Genomic DNA, 20,838 nt, shown 5'->3' on the forward strand with positions numbered 1-20,838 from the left:
ATCGATCTAATGTTTCTAAGAAGAATAACAGTATATGCCTTCTCAGGGTTGGTATTACTGGTAACGCTCCTTTCATTTTACTTCTTTTTTAAGAAACCTTACAGGTTCAATCCGCCGAAAATAGCCGAAGAAACAAAAAGAATGGTAGTAGTAAAAGATGCGATCTATTCAACCGAAAAGGATGGAACTGTGAATTTTACAGTCCGAGCTAAATTGGCAAGGAAGTATTTGGAGAGAGATGAGATAGAGATGGAAGGTATCGAAGGCACCTATCTCTCAGGACGTAGAGGCAAATTTCATTTTAAAGGGGAAAAGGGGATCATCGACACGGCAAAAAAAAGAGGAACAATTTATGGATTTACGGCTAGTATTCTCGACGAATATCTGATAAAAATAGCATCCGTAAGCTTCGATTTGAAAGATGCTTTAGCGACGAGCGAAGATCGTGTCTACATTGAGGGAGAAAGGCTAATGATGCAGGGAATCGGTATAAAAGGAGATTTAAGAAATGGGAGGTTTACTCTGCTTAGAAGCGTATCTGGACTTGTCAGGATAAACGATGACGGATACAGTTTTCAGTCAAATACTTTCACTTACGACAGGACAAAATCGATGTACACGCTCTCTGGGAAGGTAAAAGTATTGAAATCTGACACTCGGATTAGATGTGACACTATGCACGTGTATATGGATAAAGATAGGCCAAAAAGGCTAGAAGCCATAGGGAGCGCAGAGATGTTTTCCAATGGAACTGTTGCGAAAAGCGAAAGAGCGGTATATGATTTTAGCCAAAAGAGGATCTTTTTTCTCGGTAATGCTTATGTAAAAAGGGATGATCTGGAGCTCAAAGGAGAAAAAATAGAATACGACTTGGAAAGGGGGAGTTTCATAACCGCATCACCAAAGATGAAAATGTTTCGGAGTGGTTTTTAAGTGCTTCAAGCATTAGGCATAAGTAAGTCCTACAACGGAAGGCTAGTGGTGGATGACCTGAACCTTTCCGTAAAGGAGGGTGAAATAGTTGGACTTTTCGGTCCAAATGGCGCAGGGAAGACCTCTTCATTTTACATGATCATTGGCTTTCTCAAGCCCGACAGAGGAAGAATAATGCTTGACAAAGAAGATATAACGGCTCTGCCCATGTTTATGAGGGCCAAAAAGGGCATCACTTACCTTCCGCAGGAGCCTTCTGTTTTTAGGAAGATGACGGTGGAAGACAACCTTATAGCCATTCTGGAGTTTCACGGATTAAGTAAGGAGGCGATAAGAGGCAAGGTAAATGAGTTGCTTGAGGCCTTCAAGCTTGAACATCTGGCTAAAAACAGAGCCGAGTCGCTTTCTGGAGGTGAAAGGAGGAGACTGGAAATAGCCCGTGCCCTTATGGTTTCTCCCAGATTTATTTTGCTAGATGAGCCATTTTCCAGCATAGATCCACTTTCAATATCGGAATTGAAAAAGATAATAAAAAACCTAAAAAAGAAAAACATAGGAATTCTCCTTTCCGATCACAATGTTCGGGACTCTCTTCCCCTGTGTGACAGGGCTTATGTTATAAACAACGGGAAGCTCTTATTAGAGGGTACCCCTGACGAGATAGCGAACGATAGAACTGTTCGTAAAATCTATCTGGGGGAGGAGTTCTCCATAAATGCTTGAGCTAAAACAAGAGCAAAAACTAGCACCGATTCTTACCCAGAGGCTTCAACAGGCAATCAAACTGCTCCAGCTTTCCCGAATGGAGCTTATGGATGTAATTGAGGAGGAACTAAGAGAAAACCCTGTTTTGGAGATCAAGGAAAAAGATGAAGGTGAAACACAAGAAGAAAGTGTAACAAAAGAGGAAATCGTCGAACTTCTGGAGAAATACTCACCTTCCGAGGGCTATGAAGAGTACGAGGAAAAGGAAGTTCCAGACTACGAGAGAATCTTAAAAAAAAATCAGAATCTCAGAGATTATCTTAGGTGGCAGGTGAGTGTTTCTGATTTTTCCCAGGTGGAAAGACAAGTTGCAGAGTGGGTGATAGAGAGTATAGACGACAATGGTTATCTCATGACAGACCCGGAAGAGATATCGAAAGAATCAGGATTTTCAAAGGAGCTCGTAACTAAGGTTTTAGAGAAGATTAAAAAACTCGACCCTCCCGGGGTTGGAGCTCAGAGCTTGAAGGAATGTATACTTTTGCAATACTACTCTAAAGAAAAGGCAGACCCACTCTTTGAGCTAGTTCTTAAAAAGTACTTTGAGTTGCTTAAGGATGGGAAACTTTTAGAGATATCGAAAAAGACAGGAATTCCACTTAGCAAGGTCAAAGAGATGTATAATGAACTTAAGACCTTCGATCCAAAACCGGGCCGAAATTTTGCGGACGAAAACACGATTTATGTGGTGCCTGACGTATTCGTTGTGAGAAAGGATGATGGGTTCGATGTGGTGCTTAACGATGAGGAACTGCCGGAGCTCAGAATAAATAAGTATTACCTTCAACTATACGCCGACGATAAAGTAGACCCTAAAACAAAGAAATTCATAAAGAACAAGATTAAACAGGCAGAGTGGTTCATAAAAAGTTTGGAACAAAGAAGAAAGACACTTTACATGGTGGCAAAAAGTATAGTCAGGTTCCAAGAGGAATTCCTAAAAAAAGGTATACGCTATTTAAAACCTCTGACACTTAAAGATGTTGCCATAGATGTTGGAGTTCACGAATCAACTGTGAGCAGAATCACGACAAACAAGTATATGTCTACTCCTTTTGGAACGTACGAGATGAAATTCTTCTTTCCTCAAGCCATAGATAGCGTTGCGTCCGATTCTGTAATGAATCTCATAAAAGAGCTGATCGACAAGGAGGATAAAAAAGCACCCCTAACGGACGATGAGATAACTTACATACTTAGGGAAAAGTACGGAATAAAAATCGCAAGGAGGACGGTCGTAAAGTACAGGGAGGCACTAAATATAGGTTCTTCAAGGCAAAGAAAAGAAAAAATGTGATGAAGATTTTATCGGAGGGGAAGGATGGAGATATCTATAAGTTTCAGACACATGGAACCGAGTGACTACCTCAAACAATATGTCGAGGAAAAACTAAAAAGGCTCGAACGGTACGTGGAGGCACCCCTTGATGCCCATGTAGTGATGTCTGTCGAAAGGAAGCATCTAAAAAGAATCGATGTTATGCTTAATCTCAACGGGATTGTGATAAACGCGCAAGAAGTGATGGATGATATGAGGGCTGCTATAGACAAGATTCTAGACAAACTTGAAAGGAGACTTAAAAGATACAGAGAAAAGATCAGAAAGATGAGGGAGAAAAGAAAAAAGAGGGAGGAACCTCTGGCTGAAGAAGAGATCGAAAGGGTGGTAATCAGAAAGAACATAGACCTTAAACCCATGGATGTTGAGGAAGCTATCCTTCAACTCGAAGCCTCAGGAAATAACTTTGTGGTATTTAAAGACAGGGAAAATGACCACGTCTGCGTTTTATACAAAAGGAAGGACGGAAACTTCAGTATAATTGAAACAAGGGGCAGAGCCGTTTGAGACTTTCTGACATCCTAAAAGAGACCTGCGTTCTCCCATCGTTAAATGTCAAGACTAAAGAAGAGGCTATAAAATACTTAGTCGATCACCTTCATAAACAGAACCTTATACCTGATCCGGAAGAAGCGCAAAAGGTAGTAATGGAGAGGGAACGAATCGGTTCTACTGGAATTGGCGATGGAGTAGCAATTCCCCATGGTAGGTTAAAGAGCTTGAAAAATCCAGTCTGTGCGCTTGGTGTATCGCAGGCCGGTATAGATTTCGACTCGGTCGATGGTAAACCAGTACACCTGATCTTTTTACTTTTCACTCCTGAAGTTGGTGTCTGCACCCATTTAAGCTTGCTGTCAAAGATATCGAGAATCGTAAAAAACAGTGTGGTAAGTAAAAAGATAACTGAGAGTGGTTCGGCGCAGAAAATATTGGAGATTTTAAAAAGAGAGGCCTTTGATACGGAAGATGGCTAATGATGGGCTTCGTGTTGTAATAGTTACGGGAACTTCTGGATCGGGAAAGACAACCTTTTTGCGCGCCCTTGAGGATTTGGGCTATTTCTGCGTCGATAATTTTCCTGTTGTTATGCTCGATCGATTCTTAGAGCTTTTCTCACTATCAGACAAAAAAGAGAGAAGATGTGCACTTGTTATAGACGTAAGAGAAAAGGAGTTCTTCTTAGAGGGGCAAGATATTGTAAGATCTGCAAAGGAAAAGTACAATGCGGAAATCGTTTTTCTCGACAGCTCGGACGAAGTTCTCATAAGAAGGTTCAGCCAGACGAGGAGAGCTCATCCGCTTTCTTACAAAGGGAGTGTAAAGGCAGCAATTGAAGAGGAAAGGAAACTTCTAAAGTGGATTAAAGACCTCTCGGATAGGATAATCGATACATCTTCAATGTCGGCTAGAGAGCTTAAAAATCTCGTTTTTAAGAACTACTCCGTTTTGGGGAAGGGGATGAAAGTAAACTTGATCTCCTTCGGCTATTCTTATGGAGTTCCTCTAGAAGCTGACTTGCTAATAGATGTGAGGTTTTTGCCAAATCCGAATTATGTCGAAGAGCTGAAGTCAAAAACGGGCCTTGATGACGAAGTGAGATCTTATATCCTTCAAAGCGAGATCTATGGCATTTTTAGCGAAATGCTATGGAATCTTCTCTCCTTTTTGTTACCCCAGTACGAGAAAGAGGGAAAAAGCTATCTTACGATTGGGTTCGGTTGTACAGGCGGTAGGCATAGGTCTGTCTGTGTGGCCACGGATTTCTCTGAAAGGTGCTCAAATATGGGATATAATGTAACCGTAATCCACAGGGACATAGGAAGGTGAAGGCATGGTAGGAATCGTTGTGTGTGCTCATTTCAATTTGGCGAAGGAAATGGTGCTTGCTACTGAGTTAATTGCGGGAAAACAGGATCAGATATGGTACGTAAATGTGAATCCCGAAGTGGATATGGAAAAAGTGAGGATGGAGCTTGAAAGGGCGATAAAAGAGGTCGACTCTGGAGAAGGTGTGATAATATTCACCGATATGTTTGGTGGGACGCCCTGTAATATAAGTCTTTCTTTTCTTGAAAAAGGGCGAATAGAAGTGATAACTGGAGTGAATCTTCCCATGTTGATAAAGACGGTTCTGGAGAGAGAGGGTAAAAAACTCGATGAACTTGCAGAAACAGTTAAGGATTACGGCCAGAAACATATATATTTAGCGAGGGACCTTCTTAAGTAATCGTGGTAAAGAGTAAGTTCGTTATAAAAAATAGACTGGGTCTTCATGCGCGGCCTGCTGCGATTTTTGTCAAAAAAGCAAATGAATATAGCTCTGAGGTCCGTATCGAAAAGGATGGTAAAAAAGTGAATGGAAAGAGTATAACGAGCCTCCTTATGCTTGCATGTCCATTTGGGACTGAAATCACACTTGAAGTGGAAGGTGAAGACGAGGAGGAAGCTTTTAAAGAACTCTCAAAAATAATAGAAGAGGGGTTCTACGAAGAGTGAGTCAAGAAAGAAGGGTAATTAAGGGAATCGGAACATCATCAGGAGTCTCAATAGGAAGGTCCTATGTACTAGAAAGGGGGAAGATCCCCGTACCGAAGAGAAAGATAAGACCTAAATTGCGGGAAAAGGAGATAAACAGATTTAGGAATGCATTGCAGGATGCCCAGTATGAGCTTAGATCTATAAAAGACCGACTCGACGAGGAGATAAGGAAACACGCATTCATAATAGATGCACACCTTTTAATCCTCCAGGATGAGTTCCTCATAAACTCGGTAATAGATGTGATAAAAACCGAAAACGTAAACGCCGAATGGGCACTCGATATTGTGGTATCGAAAATCCTTTCGACCTTAGAAAAGATAGAGGACCCTTACCTGAGGGAAAGGGCCATGGATTTTGAGTATGTGTATAAAAGACTCATGCGACTTATGGTAAAGAAGGTCAAACTGGACTTAGACAAGATAAATGTGTCCGGAAAGACCATAATTGTAGCTCACGATCTCTCACCAGCCGATACCATACATTTGAACCTAAGAAAAATAGCAGGGTTTGTAACTGACATGGGCGGAAGAACATCCCATACGTCGATAGTGGCCAGGGCTTTAGAAATACCAGCAGTTGTGGGAGCACAGGTTGCATCAAGCACCATTAAAAACTTTGAGAGGATAATAATAGATGGGGACGAAGGAATAGTCATCGTAAATCCCACAAAGGAAGATATAAGGTATTATAAGAGGAAGCAAAGAATTTTAAAGCAAAAAAAGAACCAGTATTTGAGAATTGCCAAACTAAAATCCGAAACGAAAGACGGGTTTAAGGTAAAAATCGGTGCCAATATAGAACTCATTCCGGAGATGGAGATTGTGGAAAAGTATGGTGGTGAGGGGATCGGTCTTTACAGAACCGAATATCTTTATCTTTCTAGGAGGGATGTCCCCACAGAAGAAGATCACTTTCAGGTATATAAAAAACTGGCAGAAAGAAAGAGTTTCCAATACGTTACAATAAGGACTCTCGATATAGGGGGGGACAAATTCGTCTCCCATCTTGATCTGGCGAAAGAGCTAAACCCAGCAATGGGGCTTAGGGCAATAAGGCTTTGCATAAGGGAAATTCCACTTTTTAAATCACAGCTTAAAGGTATTTTGAGGGCAAGTGCCTATGGACCCTTGCGAATACTTATTCCGATGGTATCTGGGCTTGAAGAAGTTCTAAAGACAAAAGAGATCATAAATGAGTGCATGAAAGAACTCGATGAAAAGAATATAAAGTACGATAGGAACATAAAAATCGGGGTGATGGTGGAGGTACCGTCCTCCTGTTTGATAAGTGATATTTTGGCAAAGGAAGTAGACTTCTTTAGCATCGGCACAAATGACCTTATCCAGTACACTTTAGCCATAGACAGGGTAAACGAGTACGTATCTTACCTTTACGAGCCTCTCCATCCAGCTGTTCTCAAGCTCATAAAGAATACAGTTGATGCTGCTCACAAGGAAGGGATAGAAGTGGCTTTGTGCGGAGAGATGTCCTCTGAGCCTCTTTACATCCCGGTTCTTTTGGGACTCGGGATAGATGAACTGAGTATGAACCCGTACTCCATACCTAGAGCTAAAAACGTTATAAGAAAATTGAATCATGATTATTGTAGGGATTTAGCGACACATGTTTTGGGAATGAAATCAGGTAAAGAGGCAGAGGAATTTCTAAAAAAAGAGCTAAAGGATCTATTGAAAGAAGAATGGGTTTTAAACGATAATAGGTGGATTCACTGAAAAAGAGCAAAATATCAAGGAGGAAAGAATGGAAATGAAGAGGTACTTATTTACTTCGGAATCTGTAGCAGAGGGCCATCCAGACAAGATTGCTGATCAGATTTCCGATGCGGTTCTCGATTCGCTAATCGAACAAGATAGAACAAGTAGGGTTGCCTGTGAGACACTTGTGACAACTGGTCTTGTTTTTGTCGGAGGAGAAATAACTACCAAAGGCTATGCGGATATTCCAAAAATAGCTAGAGAGACAATAAGGGAAATAGGATATAACAACTCCTCCATGGGTTTCGATTGGGAAACCTGCGCGGTTATCACCGCAATCGACGAACAATCGCCTGACATAGCCATTGGAGTGAATGAAACTGAAGACCACGAGATGGGAGCAGGAGACCAAGGGATGATGTTTGGTTATGCCTGCACAGAAACACCAGAACTTATGCCCATGCCCATAATGCTTGCGCACAAATTGGTAAGAAGATTATCGGAAGTGAGAAAGAAAAATATACTTCCATTTCTCAGACCAGATGGGAAGAGTCAGGTAACGGTCGAGTATATAGACAGAAAACCAGTAAGGGTTGACGCAGTTGTAATAGCCGCGCAACACTCCCCTGATGTGGATTATCAAACACTAAGAGAAGGGATAATCGAAGAAGTAATAAAAAAGGCTATCCCTCCTGAGATGATGGATAAAGATACAAAGATATACATAAACACAACAGGTAGATTCGTAATCGGAGGACCCAGGGCTGATTGTGGTATGACTGGCAGAAAGATAATTGCCGACACCTACGGAGGGGTGGCAAGCCACGGCGGAGGTGCGTTTTCCGGGAAGGATCCGACCAAAGTCGACAGAAGCAGTTCGTACATGGCCAGATACATCGCAAAAAACTTGGTAGCGGCAGGGGCCGCCGATCAAATAGGGATCCAGATTGCTTATACGATAGGTATTGCCCGTCCTATATCAGTGATGATTGACACATACGGAACATCCAAAGTCGATCCCGAAAGGATTCTAAAACTTGTAAATGAACTCTTCGATCTTAGACCGAAAAAGATAATAGAACATCTTGACCTTCTTCGACCAATTTATAAGAAGACCGCCTGGGGAGGTCACTTTGGAAGGGAGGAGCCCGAATTTACATGGGAGAGGCTCGACATGGTAGATGTAATAAAAAGAGAATTGGGGCTCTAAAGTCTTTACGGGGGAATAATGGATTACCACATAAAGGACATAGGACTTGCCAATGAAGGATTGGAAAAGATAGAGTGGGCCGAAAGAAGAATGCCGGTCCTAAAAAGGATAAGAGAGAGGTTTGAAAAAGAAAAACCGCTTCTTGGTGTGAAAATAGCGTGTTGTCTTCACGTAACTACAGAAACTGCGAATCTTTTAAGGACTTTGAAAGATGGAGGTGCGGAAGTGGTACTCTGTGCCTCCAATCCGTTGAGTACCCAGGACGAAGTTGCCGCCTCCATAGTGAAGCATTTCGAAATCCCGGTCTTTTCCATAAAGGGAGAAGATGAGGATACGTACTACACCCACATATCAAAAGCATTAAGCTTCTTTCCCAATATAACCATGGATGATGGAGCTGATCTTGTAAGCTCCTTACATATGATTGCGACGAAGAGGTTCGACGTCCTTCCGAAAAAAGTGAGAGAATGGGCCGAAAGTATAAGCGAAGAAGAAAGAAAAAGGCTTGTAGAAGGTGTTATTGGCGGAACTGAAGAGACCACAACTGGAGTCATAAGGTTAAAAAGTATGGAAAAAAACGGTGTACTTCTCTTTCCTGTGATTGCCGTAAACGATGCCTACACAAAGCACATGTTCGATAATAGGTACGGTACTGGTCAAAGCACAATAGATGGTATACTTAGGGCAACGAATGTACTCCTTGCCGGTTCGAAAGTTGTCGTTTCTGGTTACGGATGGTGTGGAAAAGGCGTAGCCATGAGGGCAAGGGGGATGGGTGCCCATGTAATTGTAACTGAGGTTGACCCAATAAGAGCACTAGAAGCCCACCTAGATGGGTACGAGGTTATGGAGATGAGGCGGGCGGCAAGAATTGGAGACATTTTTATTACTACGACAGGCAATATAAACGTAATCCGAAAAGAGCATTTCGAAGTGATGAAGGACGGAGTTATCGTTGGAAATTCTGGACATTTCAACGTAGAGATAGACATACCCGCCCTCGAGGAGATGAAGGTAAAAAAGAGAAAGATAAGGAATTTTCTGGAAGAGTACCTTTTAAAGGACGGAAGACGGATATATCTTGTGGCCGAGGGGAGGCTTATAAACTTGGCATGTGCGGAAGGCCATCCTTCAGAGGTTATGGACATGAGCTTTTCGAATCAAGCGCTTTGTGTCGAATTCATTTGGAAAAATGGAAAGAAGCTTCAAAGAAAAGTTTATCCTGTCCCAAAAGAGATAGATGAAGAAGTGGCCGCCCTTAAGCTCTCATCGTACGGAATAAAGATAGATAGGCTTACAAATGAGCAACGATCATACCTTTCCTCATGGGAACTTGGAACGTAATCAATCTTATTGCGGTAGGTACGATTGCCTTTGACTCGATAAAGACACCTTTCGGAGAGGCAAAGGGTATAATCGGTGGGTCGGTACTACACTTTGCTAGCTCGGCAAGTTTTTTCTCTGATTGTGGAATAGTTGCCGCTGTTGGTGCAGACTTCGATATGGGTCAAATTAAGTTCTTGGAGGAAAGAAACGTTGATTTAAGAGGGATCGAAATTTTGGACGGAAAAACGTTCAGATGGCAGGGCATGTACGGGTATGATCTTAACGTGGCTTTCACTCTTGGGACTGAATTGAACGTGCTAGAAAATTATAAGCCTGTTCTTCCAGAGGCCTTCAGATCTGCGAAATTTGTGTTCCTTGCTAACATAGATCCGGAACTCCAAGCTTTTGTTATCGATCAGCTAGAAAACCCCATGGCATATATTGCGCTTGATACAATGAATTTCTGGATAGAGAGAAAAAAAGAGGCTCTGCTTAAAGTTATAGAGAGGGTTGATATGCTAGTTGTCAATGAGGCAGAGCTAAGACAGATAACTATGGAGTATAGCCTTCTCAAAGGGACAAGAAAGATCTTGTCAATGGGGCCGAAGACAGTGGTTGTAAAAAGGGGAGAGTACGGAGTTTTAATGGTAAACGGTGAAGACATCTTTCTGTGTCCTGCCTATCCATTGGAAGAGGTCTTCGATCCTACAGGCGCCGGGGACACATTTGCAGGTGGAGTTTTAGGTTACTTATCGAATGTGGGTGAAGTGTCGACCGAGTCTTTAAAGCAGGCGGTGATCATGGGTTGCGTTATGGCCTCCTTCAATGTGGAGGACTTTGGTCCAAGAAGGATGGTTTCGCTAACCCACAAAGAAATAAAAGAGAGGTATTCGAAATTCAAAAAATGTGTTGAGTTTGGAGATCTAAGGCTTTAATGAGCACTAATTAGAACATGGAAAGTCTTCTCATTGCGTCCAACTTTTCCCTGTCTTTCAACTTTGCTTTCTCTATGGCGGATTTTAAAAATTCGATAGTCTCGTCGTAAACTTTTCTATTTACGGGATAAGGATGTCCGTCTTTTCCGCCATGAGCAAAACTGAACCGTGCAGGATCTTTAAAGCTCGGCGGGCTTTGGTATATGAGCTCGGAGACTAAGGACAAAGCTGCGATTGTCTTTTTACCGACTCCGTAAATCTTTATGAGGTCAACGTAAGATTCGGGTTGGTTCTCGTGTATAAGAGTGAGGATCTTTTTAAGCCTCTCCATATCTAGATCGTCTTTTGATATATAGTGCCTTTCAGGCATAGAAAGTGTAATCTTTTTTAGATCTTTCATCATGAGATCAGGGTCCTGTCTTACAAAGTCGAGCATCGCCTCTTGAGCCTTTTTGCTCTCTTTTGTTGCGAGGTTAAGTACAGTATGAGTTTTGTCACAGGTGATACCGGTGTGCGGATCTGCGACTAGATCCAGATTTTCACTTGACAGCCACTGGTAGCGACGGGCCATTCGAGAAGTCTCGTTTAATCCCTGCTGAATTACGGCCCAACTACCGTCCTTTGTGAATATGAAGGTATGGTGGTAGAGATCATATCCATCCTGAAGTAAAACATTATCGATTTTTGCACAAAGCCTACTTTTTTCGATGAGTGAATCCACATCAATCCCCCATTTCTCTCCGTAAAAGATTATCTCCTTTGGCGTCTCGAGAGCCTTTTTTGCCTTCCCGCCACAAATCGCGATAGGTAGATCTGGAAGCACCAAACTTGCCTCCTTTATAGCAGCGCAAACGGTTGTTGTTAGGCCGCTACTGTGCCAATCGAATCCTGCAGCCGAGCCAAAAGCCTGAAACCAGATAGGATCAGAAATTCTTTTCAAAAACTCATGCGGGTTGTATTCAAAAAGGATGATCTCCATCACACTACATGCAAACTTCACCATCCTCTCAAATAGCCAAGAAGGAGCCTTTCCATGGTGAAGAGGCAAAAGCGTAACTTTCCTTCTCATAGAGTATGTTTTATAATTTGTGTGGCTTTTCTTCAAGACATAATGGAGATTCTTTTTAGACCCGGAAATCTTTTACCGACGATAGAGGATATGCTAAGAAGAGGTTTTCCAAATGTAGGTGAAAAGATTGCGAAGGTTTCAGAAATATTTCTCGGTGTCCCGTATATGGAGAAGACTTTACCGGATTGGAACTCGCATGAGGTATTAGTTGCCAATTTTGAAGGGATGGACTGCATGACTTTTTTAGAGTACGTTGAAGCTTTACGCCACTCCTCAAATTTTGAAGAGTTTTTCGAATGGCTCAAAAAAGTAAGGTACAAAGAGGGAAAAATAACGTTTAAAGACAGGAAGCACTTCTTCACGGACTGGATATACTACAACACGGGCCTAGATGAGGTCACAGGGTCTCTCAAAAAAGGGGGCTTTAAAAGGATTGTAAAGATTCTCAACGAATCTGAAAATGGTTCGAGGATCATTCCCGGACTTGAAAGAGAAGAAAGAGAGATCCTTTACATACCCAAAGAGATGATCGACAAGGAAGTAACGGAGAAGCTTTTTCTGGGTGACTACGTAGGATTTTTCACCCATAAGGCGGGGCTTGACTGTTCCCATGTGGGAATAATCGTAAAAAAAGGGCCTAAGACCTACCTCAGGCACGCATCCAAAGTAAAGGGGTGCGTATTGGATGAAGACTTTTTGGACTATGTGGAGAAGAAGGAAGGGATAATCGTTTTAAGACCGAGGTAGAAATGCTTGTACCAGTTTTTCTTCCCAACCTTGGGTGCTATTCGAGGTGTATTTATTGTGATCAAAGCTACATAGTGGATTTGAAAAATGAGAATCTAAAAGACTACATAGATCGAGCCTTAAGAAAGGAAGGCCCGTTCGAAGTTGGACTTTATGGTGGAAATATCTTGGGGATGGATAAGGTACAACTACAGAGCATCCTTAGACTTTTCGATCCCTATCTTGAAAAGATATCGAGAATTCGATTATCCACAAAACCTGTAAGACCGGAAGGGGAAGTTTTAGACGTTATACACCTTCTTCAGACCTACAAGGTCGAAATCTTCGAACTTGGCATTCCGATCTTCGATGACGGGATCCTTAACTTTCTCCAAAGAAACCACACGGTAAAGGACTTGGAAGACATGTATAAATACTTGAGGGAAAGCGGATTTAAAGTGGCACTCCAAGTTATGGTTGGCCTTCCCCATGAAACTCGGATACACGTAGTAGAGACCGTAAAAAGGATACTAGAGCTAAAACCCGAATATATAAGGATCTATCCTTTAGTAATCATAAAAGGAACGCCTATGGAAAGGATGCTTTTTGATGGAAAGATAAACCTTGTAGACTTTGAGGAAGTAAAAAAAAGGACTGCTTACATTTATGCCAGTGCTGCGATAAACGGAATTATGACCTTAAAGATAGGGCTTACTGATAATGAAGCCCTAAGAAAAAATACTGTTGGCGGCTTTTACCATCCTTCCTTTGGCTATCTAGTAAAATGCTATATCTTCTGGGAGGCCTTAAAGGGGGCTATGCTGAAATATAGGATTAACGGAAAGACGGATTTGATTATAAACGAGGAGAATATTGCCTATTTTTACGGTTATAAAGGAGAGAATCGTAGAGCTTTAGAAACCTTGGGTATAAGTTTAAAAAAAACCGACCCGTCCTTAGATAGCTGGGAGTTTGTCCTAATACGTGAGGATGGCTCGGAAGTGAAAGGAAAGATTCTCGAAGTTTTTTTAGAGAGCCTCTCATTCTTTCCGCAAACTTGATTGACAGTCTCTTTAATCTGGGGTACAGTATACTAGTGATTGAAATAAAGTTTATCGGCAGGGGCGGTCAAGGAGCTGTTGTTGCCGCCCAGATACTGGCTAAGGCGTTCTTTTTAGGGGGTTTTTATCCCCAGTGTTACTCCCTATTTGGGGGCGAAAGAAGGGGCGCACCGGTAAAAAGTTTTTTAAGGGTAGATTCAAATCGAATCCTTTTAAAATGCGAGATAAAAAGAGCAGACCATCTTATAATCATGGCCAAGGATCTTCTCCTTGAAGAGCCGATCACAGCCAACGTAAAGGATGGAGGGATAGTTCTTATAAATTCGTCCGCTCCAGTTGAGCTAAAAAAAGATATAAAGGTTGCTTATATAGATGCGCAAAGGATAGCTCGCGAGTGTGGTCTCGGTCCAATCATAAACACTGCTATGTTGGGAGCTTACGCTAAGATAAACCCGGACCTCAAAATAGAAGAGCTTGAAAGGGCAGTCAGAGAGTACGTGCCGGCAAAAGTGGAAGAGAACGTTACTGCCTTGAGGAGAGCGTATGAGGAGACCAGTCCCGTTTGAAGAATTAATGCCCATCTCCAGAGTCTCAACTGAGATTCAAAAAACCGGTCTATGGGGAAAATTAAAACCCCTCTACCAGGAAGGGATCGGACCCTGCAGGGAGTCGTGCCCTTTGGGGACCGACATACCCCTTTTCGTCTCCTTCGTAAAAGAAGGCGATTTTGTCCGGGCTAAAGAGACCATCCTTTTCGAGAACCCATTTCCTGCTGTATGCGGGAGAGTATGTTACCATCCCTGTGAAACGAGCTGCAATAGGAGAGAGTTCGATTCATCGGTCTTGGTGAGGGCCCTCGAGCGATTCGTAGGAGATCATATTTCATTTCACATACCTATCTCGGAAAGTAAGAATTCGAAAAAAGTTGCCATCGTCGGCTCTGGCCCCGCAGGCCTTTCTTGTGCCTATTTTCTTTTGAGGCTAGGTCATAGAGTTACAATCTTTGAAAAAGAAAGAAATTTGGGAGGACTTTTGAGATGGGGTATACCCCCCTACAGGTTGCCAAAGGAAGTTTTAGAGCGAGAAATATCGAGGCTTTTGGCTCTGAATCCAAAAATAGAGCTAAAGAGAGAGATTTCGGGAAATGAAATCCTTTCACTCCTTCGTGAGTTTGACTACGTTTTTCTTGGCGTGGGGCTTGGAGAGCCAAAGACTCTAAATGTGGAAGGGGCCGAAAAAAAGGGAATTCATTACGGATTCGAATTTTTAAAGAACCGGACAATAGCAGAAGATGAGGTGTGGGACGTTGTGGTGATAGGCGGAGGCGATGTGGCAATGGATGCAGCCCGAACGGTAAAGAGACTTAGGCCTAAGGCCACTGTGCGAATCTTTGCCCCTGAAACCGTAGATTCGCTTCCAGCTTTAAAGGAAAACTTTGAAGAAGCGAAAGAGGAAGGGATTGAGATTGAGGGTGGATATGTGCCCATTGCATTTAGGGGAAGAGAGGGGGTTGAGAGTGTAATTTTTCGGGAAACGGAAGTAAGAAGGGACCCAATGACAGGTGATTTAGTCTTTAATCCAAAGGATGGCATTATAGAGGCGAAAGCAGATACTGTAATTGTGTGCATAGGGCAGAGGCCCGAAAAAAAATTAGTTGAAAGCGGATTCATCGAAGGGAGGGGGTTCATACTTACGGATAGAATGGGAAGGACAAAGATAAAAGGTATCTACGCCGGTGGTGACGTGACAGGACAAAAAGCCTCTGTTTCTGATGCCTTAAGCTCTGGAAAAAAAGCCGCCATAGCCATAGATATGGATGCAAAAGGGTTAGAGATCCCTCCCGAAGAACTTTCTTTGGGCCAAAAAGGCTCCGTTTCTTTCAAAAAATATTTGGATCTGGAAAAAAAGAATGTGAAAAAGGTAGTCTTCTTTTCCGACCTCAATACACTGGTTATAGAGAGAGAACCGGAAGCAAAGATTTGGAAAGAGCCTCCAAAAGAGAGGATAGTCGATTTCAGGGAGGTATCTAGGACCCTTGAGGAACTGGATGCAAAATCGGAAGCGAGTAGATGCCTCACCTGTGGGCAGTGCAGGAAGTGTGATCTTTGTTTTTATTTATGTCCAGATGTCTCGGTAAAAAGAAAAGATGAAGGGCTTTATGAGGTAAATGAAGATTACTGTAAGTCATGTGGAATATGTGTGAGGACATGTCCTTCCCACGTAATAGAAATGGTGGAGAAAAATGGTGGAGCTACTTTCCGGTAATCACGCAATAGCAGAGGCTGTAAGACTTTGCAAGGTCGATTTTATTGCCGCCTATCCCATAACACCCCAAACACCGATATACGAAAAGATTGCGGAGATGGTTTCGGATGGAAGAATAAAGGGACAGATGATGAGGGCAGAATCGGAACATTCTGCAATGGCTGCCTGTATCTCAGCTTCTCTCACAGGAGTGCGTGTTTTTACGGCAAGCTCATCCCAAGGAATCGCATTCATGCATGAGATGCTCCATTTTGCTTCAGGTAACAGAGTTTCTATCGTTATGGCCTGCGTAAACAGGGTAGTTTCAGCGCCATGGGCGTTTGGCAGCGACCAGACAGATACCCTTTCCCAGAGGGATACCGGATGGATACAGCTTTACTGCGAGGATGGACAAGAGGCACTGGACACGGTGATTATGGCGTATAGAGTCGCCGAGACTGTCTTTTTACCAGTTATGGTCACGATAGACGGTTTTTATACATCCCATTTCATTGAACCGGTTGACATTCCAGATGAGAAGGCCGTTGATAAGTACCTTCCTCCAAAAAGTTTACCCAACAGATTCGATTTGAAAAATCCTGCCTTTATCCAAAATGTCGTGGATTCGCATTACTATTCTGAGTTCAAAAAGAGACAATTCGACGATACAATGAAAGCAAAGGAAACAATTATAGAGGCAGATAAAGAATTTGGAAAATTATTCGGAAGATCATACGGTGTGGTTGAAGCTGATGATCTAGAGGACGCGGATGTAGGTATAGTTACATCTGGTGCTCTCGTCTCATGTGCACGGATAGCTAAGAAGAATCTTAGGGAAAAAGGAATAAAAGTAGGCCTTTTAAAGATAAAACTCTTTAGGCCATTTCCGTATGACGAGGTCATAAAACATTTAGCAAACCTAAAGAAAGTCCTAGTCATAGATAGAAATGTGTCATGTGGCAAAGGTGGCATATTCTGCGATGAACTGAAAGGGGCCATGTACAATTTAGAAAAAAGACCGAAGATATACGGATTTATAGGAGGCCTTTGCGGCGAGGATTTGCCTCCAGAGACGATAGAGAAAATAGCGCTTTACGTCATAAATGAAGATAAGGCCCCGGAGAAGCCGATATGGATACACGGGATGACCTTCTAAGACAGGGACATTACGCGTGTCCTGGATGTGGTCTTGCTATAGCGATGAAACTTGTTCTTTCGGCACTTGGGGAAAGAACCATAGTAGTTATAATTCCTTCCTGTGAGGCAGTGATAAGCGCCACGTATCCCTTTTCTGCTCTCAAAGTACCAGCATTCCATTCCGCCTTTGTAATTGCCGCACCGACAGCAGCGGGAATCTCAAGGGCGCTAAAGGTGAGAGGCGAGGATGATATAACCGTTTTGGCTTTCGCAGGTGATGGGGGTACTTATGACATAGGTCTCCAATCTCTATCAGGTGCGGCAGAAAGGAACGAAGATTTCATATACGTCTGCCTCGATAACGAGGCTTACATGAATACTGGGATCCAAGCAAGTTCTTCAACACCATTTTGTTCTTGGACTGTAACCACACCCAAAGGTAAAAAAGAAAGAAAAAAGAGGCTTATGGATATAATCGTTGCGCATTCTATCCCTTACTGTGCGACCGCAACCATAGGCTATCCTGAAGATTTAATCGAAAAAGTAAAAAGGGCGAAGAAGAAAAAAGGGACAAGGTTCATACATATACTTACCCCTTGTCCCACCGGCTGGAGAATGAGAGAAGATCTAACAGGTATTGTCTCCATGCTCGCCTTTGAGACAAAGATCTTTCCACTTTACGAAGTATACGATGGCGAAATCTATAGGATAACGAAGATGCCCAAGGGGCTACCTGTCAAAGAGTACCTTTCCCTTCAAGGAAGGTTTTCCCACCTAAAAGAAGAAGAGATAGAGGAAATCCAAAAAAATGTCGACAAGGAATGGGCAAGGCTTTTATACCTAGCCAAAAGGAATGCGGAGAATTGCGCTTAAAAGAGCGGAGTCGATAAGAAAAAAGGTCTATAAATACCTTAGGGAAAAGATACTGAAAGGAGAACTGAAGCAGGGCGAACGGATTTATGAGGGACGAATTGCGAAAGAGATAGGTGTTTCCCGTACCCCAGTGAGGGAAGCACTCCACGCTTTAGAGCACGAAGGGCTTTTAGTTTCACGTTCCAGGGTTGGCTATACGGTGAAAATTTTAAGCAAAGAAGAGGTTTACGAAATATGCGAGATAAGAAAAGTTATCGAAGGACTCGCGATTTTATGGGCAATGAAAAAGAATAGAGAGAAGCTCATCCGGGAGCTGAGAAAGAATATAGAGCTTTCTGAAAAGAGATTGAATGACGGTGATGTAAGGTCATTTATAGATCTCGATGCAAGATTTCACGAAGCAATCGCGAAAATAAGCGGTAGCGAAAGGATCCTAGAGCTTGCGCTCACTTTAAGACGCCATATGCTCATGTATAGGATTGAGAGTATTTACGCCAGAGAGAACGTGGAAAGAGCAATAGAGGGACATAAAAAAATACTTATGGCATTAGAAGAAGGCTCTGAGGATCAAATAAAAAAGGCGCTAATGGAGCACATAGACACATCGAGAGAGGATATTTTAAAATACGCCTTTTGAGGGGTTTATGGGGAACGTCTTCCATATAAATTACGAGGATAAAAAGCTACAATTTGTTCTACCCTCAAATTGGAATGTGAAGGTTTTGGAGGGAAAAAGATCTTTTGATAGCTGTCTCGATGATGAATCGGAGATAAAAAGAGCCATAGATGAGCCGATCAAATCCAAAAGACTTGAGGAATTGGCTAAGCTTTCTTCTGAAATTGCGATTCTTTTCGATGACGCACAAAGAAACACACCGTGCCATAAGATAATTCCGATTGTTGTCGATAGGTTAAACAGAGGAGGAATACCAGACGAGAGGATAAGACTCGTATGTGCCGTGGGAACCCATCCAGTCCTTACCGATGAAGAGCTAAAAAGGAGAGTGGGTGAGTCTCTCTATGAAAGGTTTAAAGGTAGGATATTCTCCCATGACCCATTCGGGGAACACGTCTTTATTGGAAGGACAAGACGGGGTACGCCAGTAGAGATTAGTAAAATAGTACATGAGTCCGATCTTATAGTCGGTGTTGGTAGTTGTATGCCCCACCCATCCGCAGGGTTTGGAGGGGGATATAAGATAATCATGCCAGGGGTTGTCTCGTATGAGACCACAGAAAGGCACCACATGACCTTTCTGAGGAATAGAAAAAGTACCGTGAGCCTTCTTCGGGGGAACCCTTTTTACGAAGAGATCAAAGATATAGGAGAGATGGCCGGTCTAACCTTCAAAATAGACGTGGTCCTTGACGAGGCTGGAAGACTCCTTAAAGCTTTTGCTGGCCATCCTTACTTTGAGCATGTTTCCGCTTCTCGATACTCCGCTCGGGTGCATGAAACTTTGGTAGATGGTCTTTCAGACGTCACAATCACATCGGCCCATCCGCTGGAAGTGGGTGTTCAGGCAACAAAGGCCCTTCTTTTTGCCCAGTATGTGACAAAAAGGGGTGGCGTAATTGTGTGGGTTGCACCGCACAGAAAGGCAGGTTCCATAGGTCCTCTTTTGGAGGAGATGAAAAAACCACACTCCGCCTCCGAGTATCATAAACGATTCATTTGTGAGGGGATTCCGGAAAATCTAAAGCATCTGGGGGTATCGTACGTAATGCAGATTGTCCATTTTAAAGAGATAGCTGAAAGGTACAAAGTCATACATGTAACGGAAGGTCTTGGGGAGGAAGATGTGAGAAGAATGGGATTTCGCTACGCAAGATCGATGGATGAGGCGATAGATTTGGCACAAAGCATGATCAGAAAGGACGCCAACGTTTATGTCATACCTTCTGGGGGTAGCATCCTACCGAGGGTTGTCAATTTATAAAGACCCTTTTATACCTTTCCATATCTTCCAATGTTTTACCCGCACCTATAACTACCGATGTCAGTGGATCTTCCGCCATTCGCACAGAAATCCCAGTTTCAAGCTCAATTCTTTCCCTTAGACCTTTTAAGAGGGCACCACCTCCTGTCAAGACCATCCCGGACTCATTAAGATCCGAAACGAAATCAGGAGGAAGCTTCTCAAGTGTTCTCTTTATCGCCTCAACTATCGCAGCGACAGGTTCCTCCACGGCCTCCGCCAGTTCTTTTTTCGATATTTTGACACTCTTTGGTGTTCCTGTCAAAATGTCCTTCCCGACGATTGTTACGTACTCATCGGATGAAGGATAAAGAGATGCGTGTTCTATTTTAATTTTTTCAGCGGCTATGAGACCTATGGAGATCTGATGTTTTTTTTGCAAGTACCTCACTATGGACTCATCGAGTTCATCCCCAGCAACCCTTAAAGACTCACTGAAAGCGACGGCAGATAGACTTATTATGGCTACCTCTGTGGTTCCCCCGCCTATATCGACAACCATGTTGCCCCTTGGAAGCTCAATCGGCATCTCAGAACCGATTGCCGCTGCCATCGGTTCTTCTATAAGATAGATATTTTTGACACCCACCTGTAGACAGGCGTCTATCACCGCCTTTTTTTCCACCTGCGTTATTCCGGATGGCACCCCTACGACCATCTTTGGTCTAGATACCTTTCTTTCCTTCCTGACCTTTTCAAGAAAGTACTTTATCATTGCCCTTGCCACATCGAAGTCGGCAATAACCCCGTCCTTTAGGGGCCTTATGGCACTTATATTGGGAGGCGTTCTGCCGATATATTCCTTTGCCTGTCTTCCAACGGCTATAACCCTGCCTAGGTTGTTGTCTATCGCCACAACGGATGGTTCATTAAGTACAATGCCTTCTCCCCTCATGTATATGAGAGTATTGGCAGTTCCCAGATCCATTGCCAGATGCGATGAAAAAAACCTCGATATTCTATCAAGGAATCCCATTATCCGCCC

22 protein-coding genes are annotated in these 20,838 nt (G+C 42.9%); 20 read left to right on the forward strand and 2 right to left on the reverse strand.

The window, feature by feature from the left end; genetic code table 11:
* Positions 1–9 precede the first annotated feature (9 nt).
* The 12 genes from lptC to NZ583_03480 are packed head-to-tail and all read left to right on the forward strand — an operon-like array spanning position 10 to position 10,764.
* Complete coding sequence (gene lptC / locus NZ583_03425) at positions 10–933, forward strand: LPS export ABC transporter periplasmic protein LptC (GenBank protein MCS7280664.1); 924 nt, start codon at positions 10–12, stop codon at positions 931–933.
* On the forward strand, positions 934–1,656 hold the full coding sequence (gene lptB, locus NZ583_03430; protein MCS7280665.1) for an LPS export ABC transporter ATP-binding protein: 723 nt from the start codon (positions 934–936) through the stop codon (positions 1,654–1,656).
* A complete protein-coding gene (gene rpoN / locus NZ583_03435; protein ID MCS7280666.1) occupies positions 1,649–2,995 on the forward strand; it encodes an RNA polymerase factor sigma-54 in 1,347 nt (448 codons plus the stop codon). Before lptB ends, rpoN begins: the two co-directional genes overlap by 8 nt.
* 24 nt (positions 2,996–3,019) lie before the next feature.
* Positions 3,020–3,544: a ribosome-associated translation inhibitor RaiA gene (gene raiA / locus NZ583_03440; protein MCS7280667.1), complete on the forward strand. Its 525-nt coding sequence runs from the start codon at positions 3,020–3,022 to the stop codon at positions 3,542–3,544.
* The gene (locus tag NZ583_03445; GenBank protein MCS7280668.1) at positions 3,541–4,011 is read left to right on the forward strand and encodes a PTS sugar transporter subunit IIA; all 471 of its coding nucleotides are present in this window, start codon (positions 3,541–3,543) and stop codon (positions 4,009–4,011) included. Before raiA ends, NZ583_03445 begins: the two co-directional genes overlap by 4 nt.
* The gene (rapZ, locus tag NZ583_03450) at positions 4,004–4,864 is read left to right on the forward strand and encodes an RNase adapter RapZ (GenBank protein ID MCS7280669.1); all 861 of its coding nucleotides are present in this window, start codon (positions 4,004–4,006) and stop codon (positions 4,862–4,864) included. The genes NZ583_03445 and rapZ overlap by 8 nt, the downstream gene beginning before the upstream one ends.
* Before the next feature lie 4 nt (positions 4,865–4,868).
* Positions 4,869–5,264: a PTS sugar transporter subunit IIA gene (locus tag NZ583_03455; protein MCS7280670.1), complete on the forward strand. Its 396-nt coding sequence runs from the start codon at positions 4,869–4,871 to the stop codon at positions 5,262–5,264.
* 2 nt (positions 5,265–5,266) lie between these two features.
* Positions 5,267–5,533, forward strand: coding sequence for an HPr family phosphocarrier protein (locus NZ583_03460; GenBank protein ID MCS7280671.1), 267 nt, complete (start codon positions 5,267–5,269; stop codon positions 5,531–5,533).
* Positions 5,530–7,311, forward strand: a complete 1,782-nt coding sequence (gene ptsP, locus NZ583_03465; GenBank protein ID MCS7280672.1) for a phosphoenolpyruvate--protein phosphotransferase — start codon at positions 5,530–5,532, stop codon at positions 7,309–7,311. Before NZ583_03460 ends, ptsP begins: the two co-directional genes overlap by 4 nt.
* A 28-nt stretch (positions 7,312–7,339) precedes the next feature.
* A complete protein-coding gene (gene metK / locus NZ583_03470) occupies positions 7,340–8,503 on the forward strand; it encodes a methionine adenosyltransferase (protein ID MCS7280673.1) in 1,164 nt (387 codons plus the stop codon).
* Positions 8,504–8,521: 18 nt separating this feature from the next.
* Entirely contained in the window at positions 8,522–9,847 is a 1,326-nt protein-coding gene (gene ahcY / locus NZ583_03475; protein ID MCS7280674.1) for an adenosylhomocysteinase, read from the forward strand.
* On the forward strand, positions 9,847–10,764 hold the full coding sequence (locus tag NZ583_03480; protein MCS7280675.1) for a PfkB family carbohydrate kinase: 918 nt from the start codon (positions 9,847–9,849) through the stop codon (positions 10,762–10,764). The genes ahcY and NZ583_03480 overlap by 1 nt, the downstream gene beginning before the upstream one ends.
* A 10-nt stretch (positions 10,765–10,774) precedes the next feature.
* Here the strand turns inward: NZ583_03480 and NZ583_03485 are convergent, their stop codons facing one another.
* Complete coding sequence (locus NZ583_03485; GenBank protein MCS7280676.1) at positions 10,775–11,833, reverse strand: DUF763 domain-containing protein; 1,059 nt, start codon at positions 11,831–11,833, stop codon at positions 10,775–10,777.
* A gap of 21 nt (positions 11,834–11,854) precedes the next feature.
* Here NZ583_03485 and NZ583_03490 point away from each other — a divergent pair, with 21 nt between their 5' ends.
* From NZ583_03490 to larA, 8 genes are read left to right on the forward strand one after another with little or no spacing between them, the layout of a single operon-like run.
* The gene (locus tag NZ583_03490) at positions 11,855–12,580 is read left to right on the forward strand and encodes a DUF1460 domain-containing protein (protein MCS7280677.1); all 726 of its coding nucleotides are present in this window, start codon (positions 11,855–11,857) and stop codon (positions 12,578–12,580) included.
* 2 nt (positions 12,581–12,582) lie between these two features.
* On the forward strand, positions 12,583–13,620 hold the full coding sequence (locus tag NZ583_03495; GenBank protein ID MCS7280678.1) for a radical SAM protein: 1,038 nt from the start codon (positions 12,583–12,585) through the stop codon (positions 13,618–13,620).
* A gap of 35 nt (positions 13,621–13,655) precedes the next feature.
* Complete coding sequence (locus NZ583_03500; protein ID MCS7280679.1) at positions 13,656–14,186, forward strand: 2-oxoacid:acceptor oxidoreductase family protein; 531 nt, start codon at positions 13,656–13,658, stop codon at positions 14,184–14,186.
* Positions 14,164–15,885, forward strand: coding sequence for an FAD-dependent oxidoreductase (locus tag NZ583_03505; GenBank protein ID MCS7280680.1), 1,722 nt, complete (start codon positions 14,164–14,166; stop codon positions 15,883–15,885). Before NZ583_03500 ends, NZ583_03505 begins: the two co-directional genes overlap by 23 nt.
* Positions 15,863–17,020, forward strand: a complete 1,158-nt coding sequence (gene porA, locus NZ583_03510; protein ID MCS7280681.1) for a pyruvate ferredoxin oxidoreductase — start codon at positions 15,863–15,865, stop codon at positions 17,018–17,020. The genes NZ583_03505 and porA overlap by 23 nt, the downstream gene beginning before the upstream one ends.
* Entirely contained in the window at positions 16,996–17,874 is an 879-nt protein-coding gene (locus NZ583_03515) for a thiamine pyrophosphate-dependent enzyme (protein ID MCS7280682.1), read from the forward strand. The genes porA and NZ583_03515 overlap by 25 nt, the downstream gene beginning before the upstream one ends.
* The gene (locus tag NZ583_03520) at positions 17,855–18,511 is read left to right on the forward strand and encodes a GntR family transcriptional regulator (protein ID MCS7280683.1); all 657 of its coding nucleotides are present in this window, start codon (positions 17,855–17,857) and stop codon (positions 18,509–18,511) included. The genes NZ583_03515 and NZ583_03520 overlap by 20 nt, the downstream gene beginning before the upstream one ends.
* 7 nt (positions 18,512–18,518) lie before the next feature.
* Complete coding sequence (larA, locus tag NZ583_03525; GenBank protein ID MCS7280684.1) at positions 18,519–19,814, forward strand: nickel-dependent lactate racemase; 1,296 nt, start codon at positions 18,519–18,521, stop codon at positions 19,812–19,814.
* On the opposite strand, the gene NZ583_03530 is transcribed toward larA, so the two are convergent.
* Complete coding sequence (locus NZ583_03530) at positions 19,804–20,829, reverse strand: rod shape-determining protein (GenBank protein MCS7280685.1); 1,026 nt, start codon at positions 20,827–20,829, stop codon at positions 19,804–19,806. The genes larA and NZ583_03530 overlap by 11 nt on opposite strands.
* Between the last annotated feature and the right edge of the window lie 9 nt (positions 20,830–20,838).

Source organism: Thermodesulfobacteriota bacterium (assembly GCA_025062045.1).
GTDB lineage: Bacteria > Desulfobacterota > Syntrophorhabdia > Syntrophorhabdales > JANXAF01 > JANXAF01.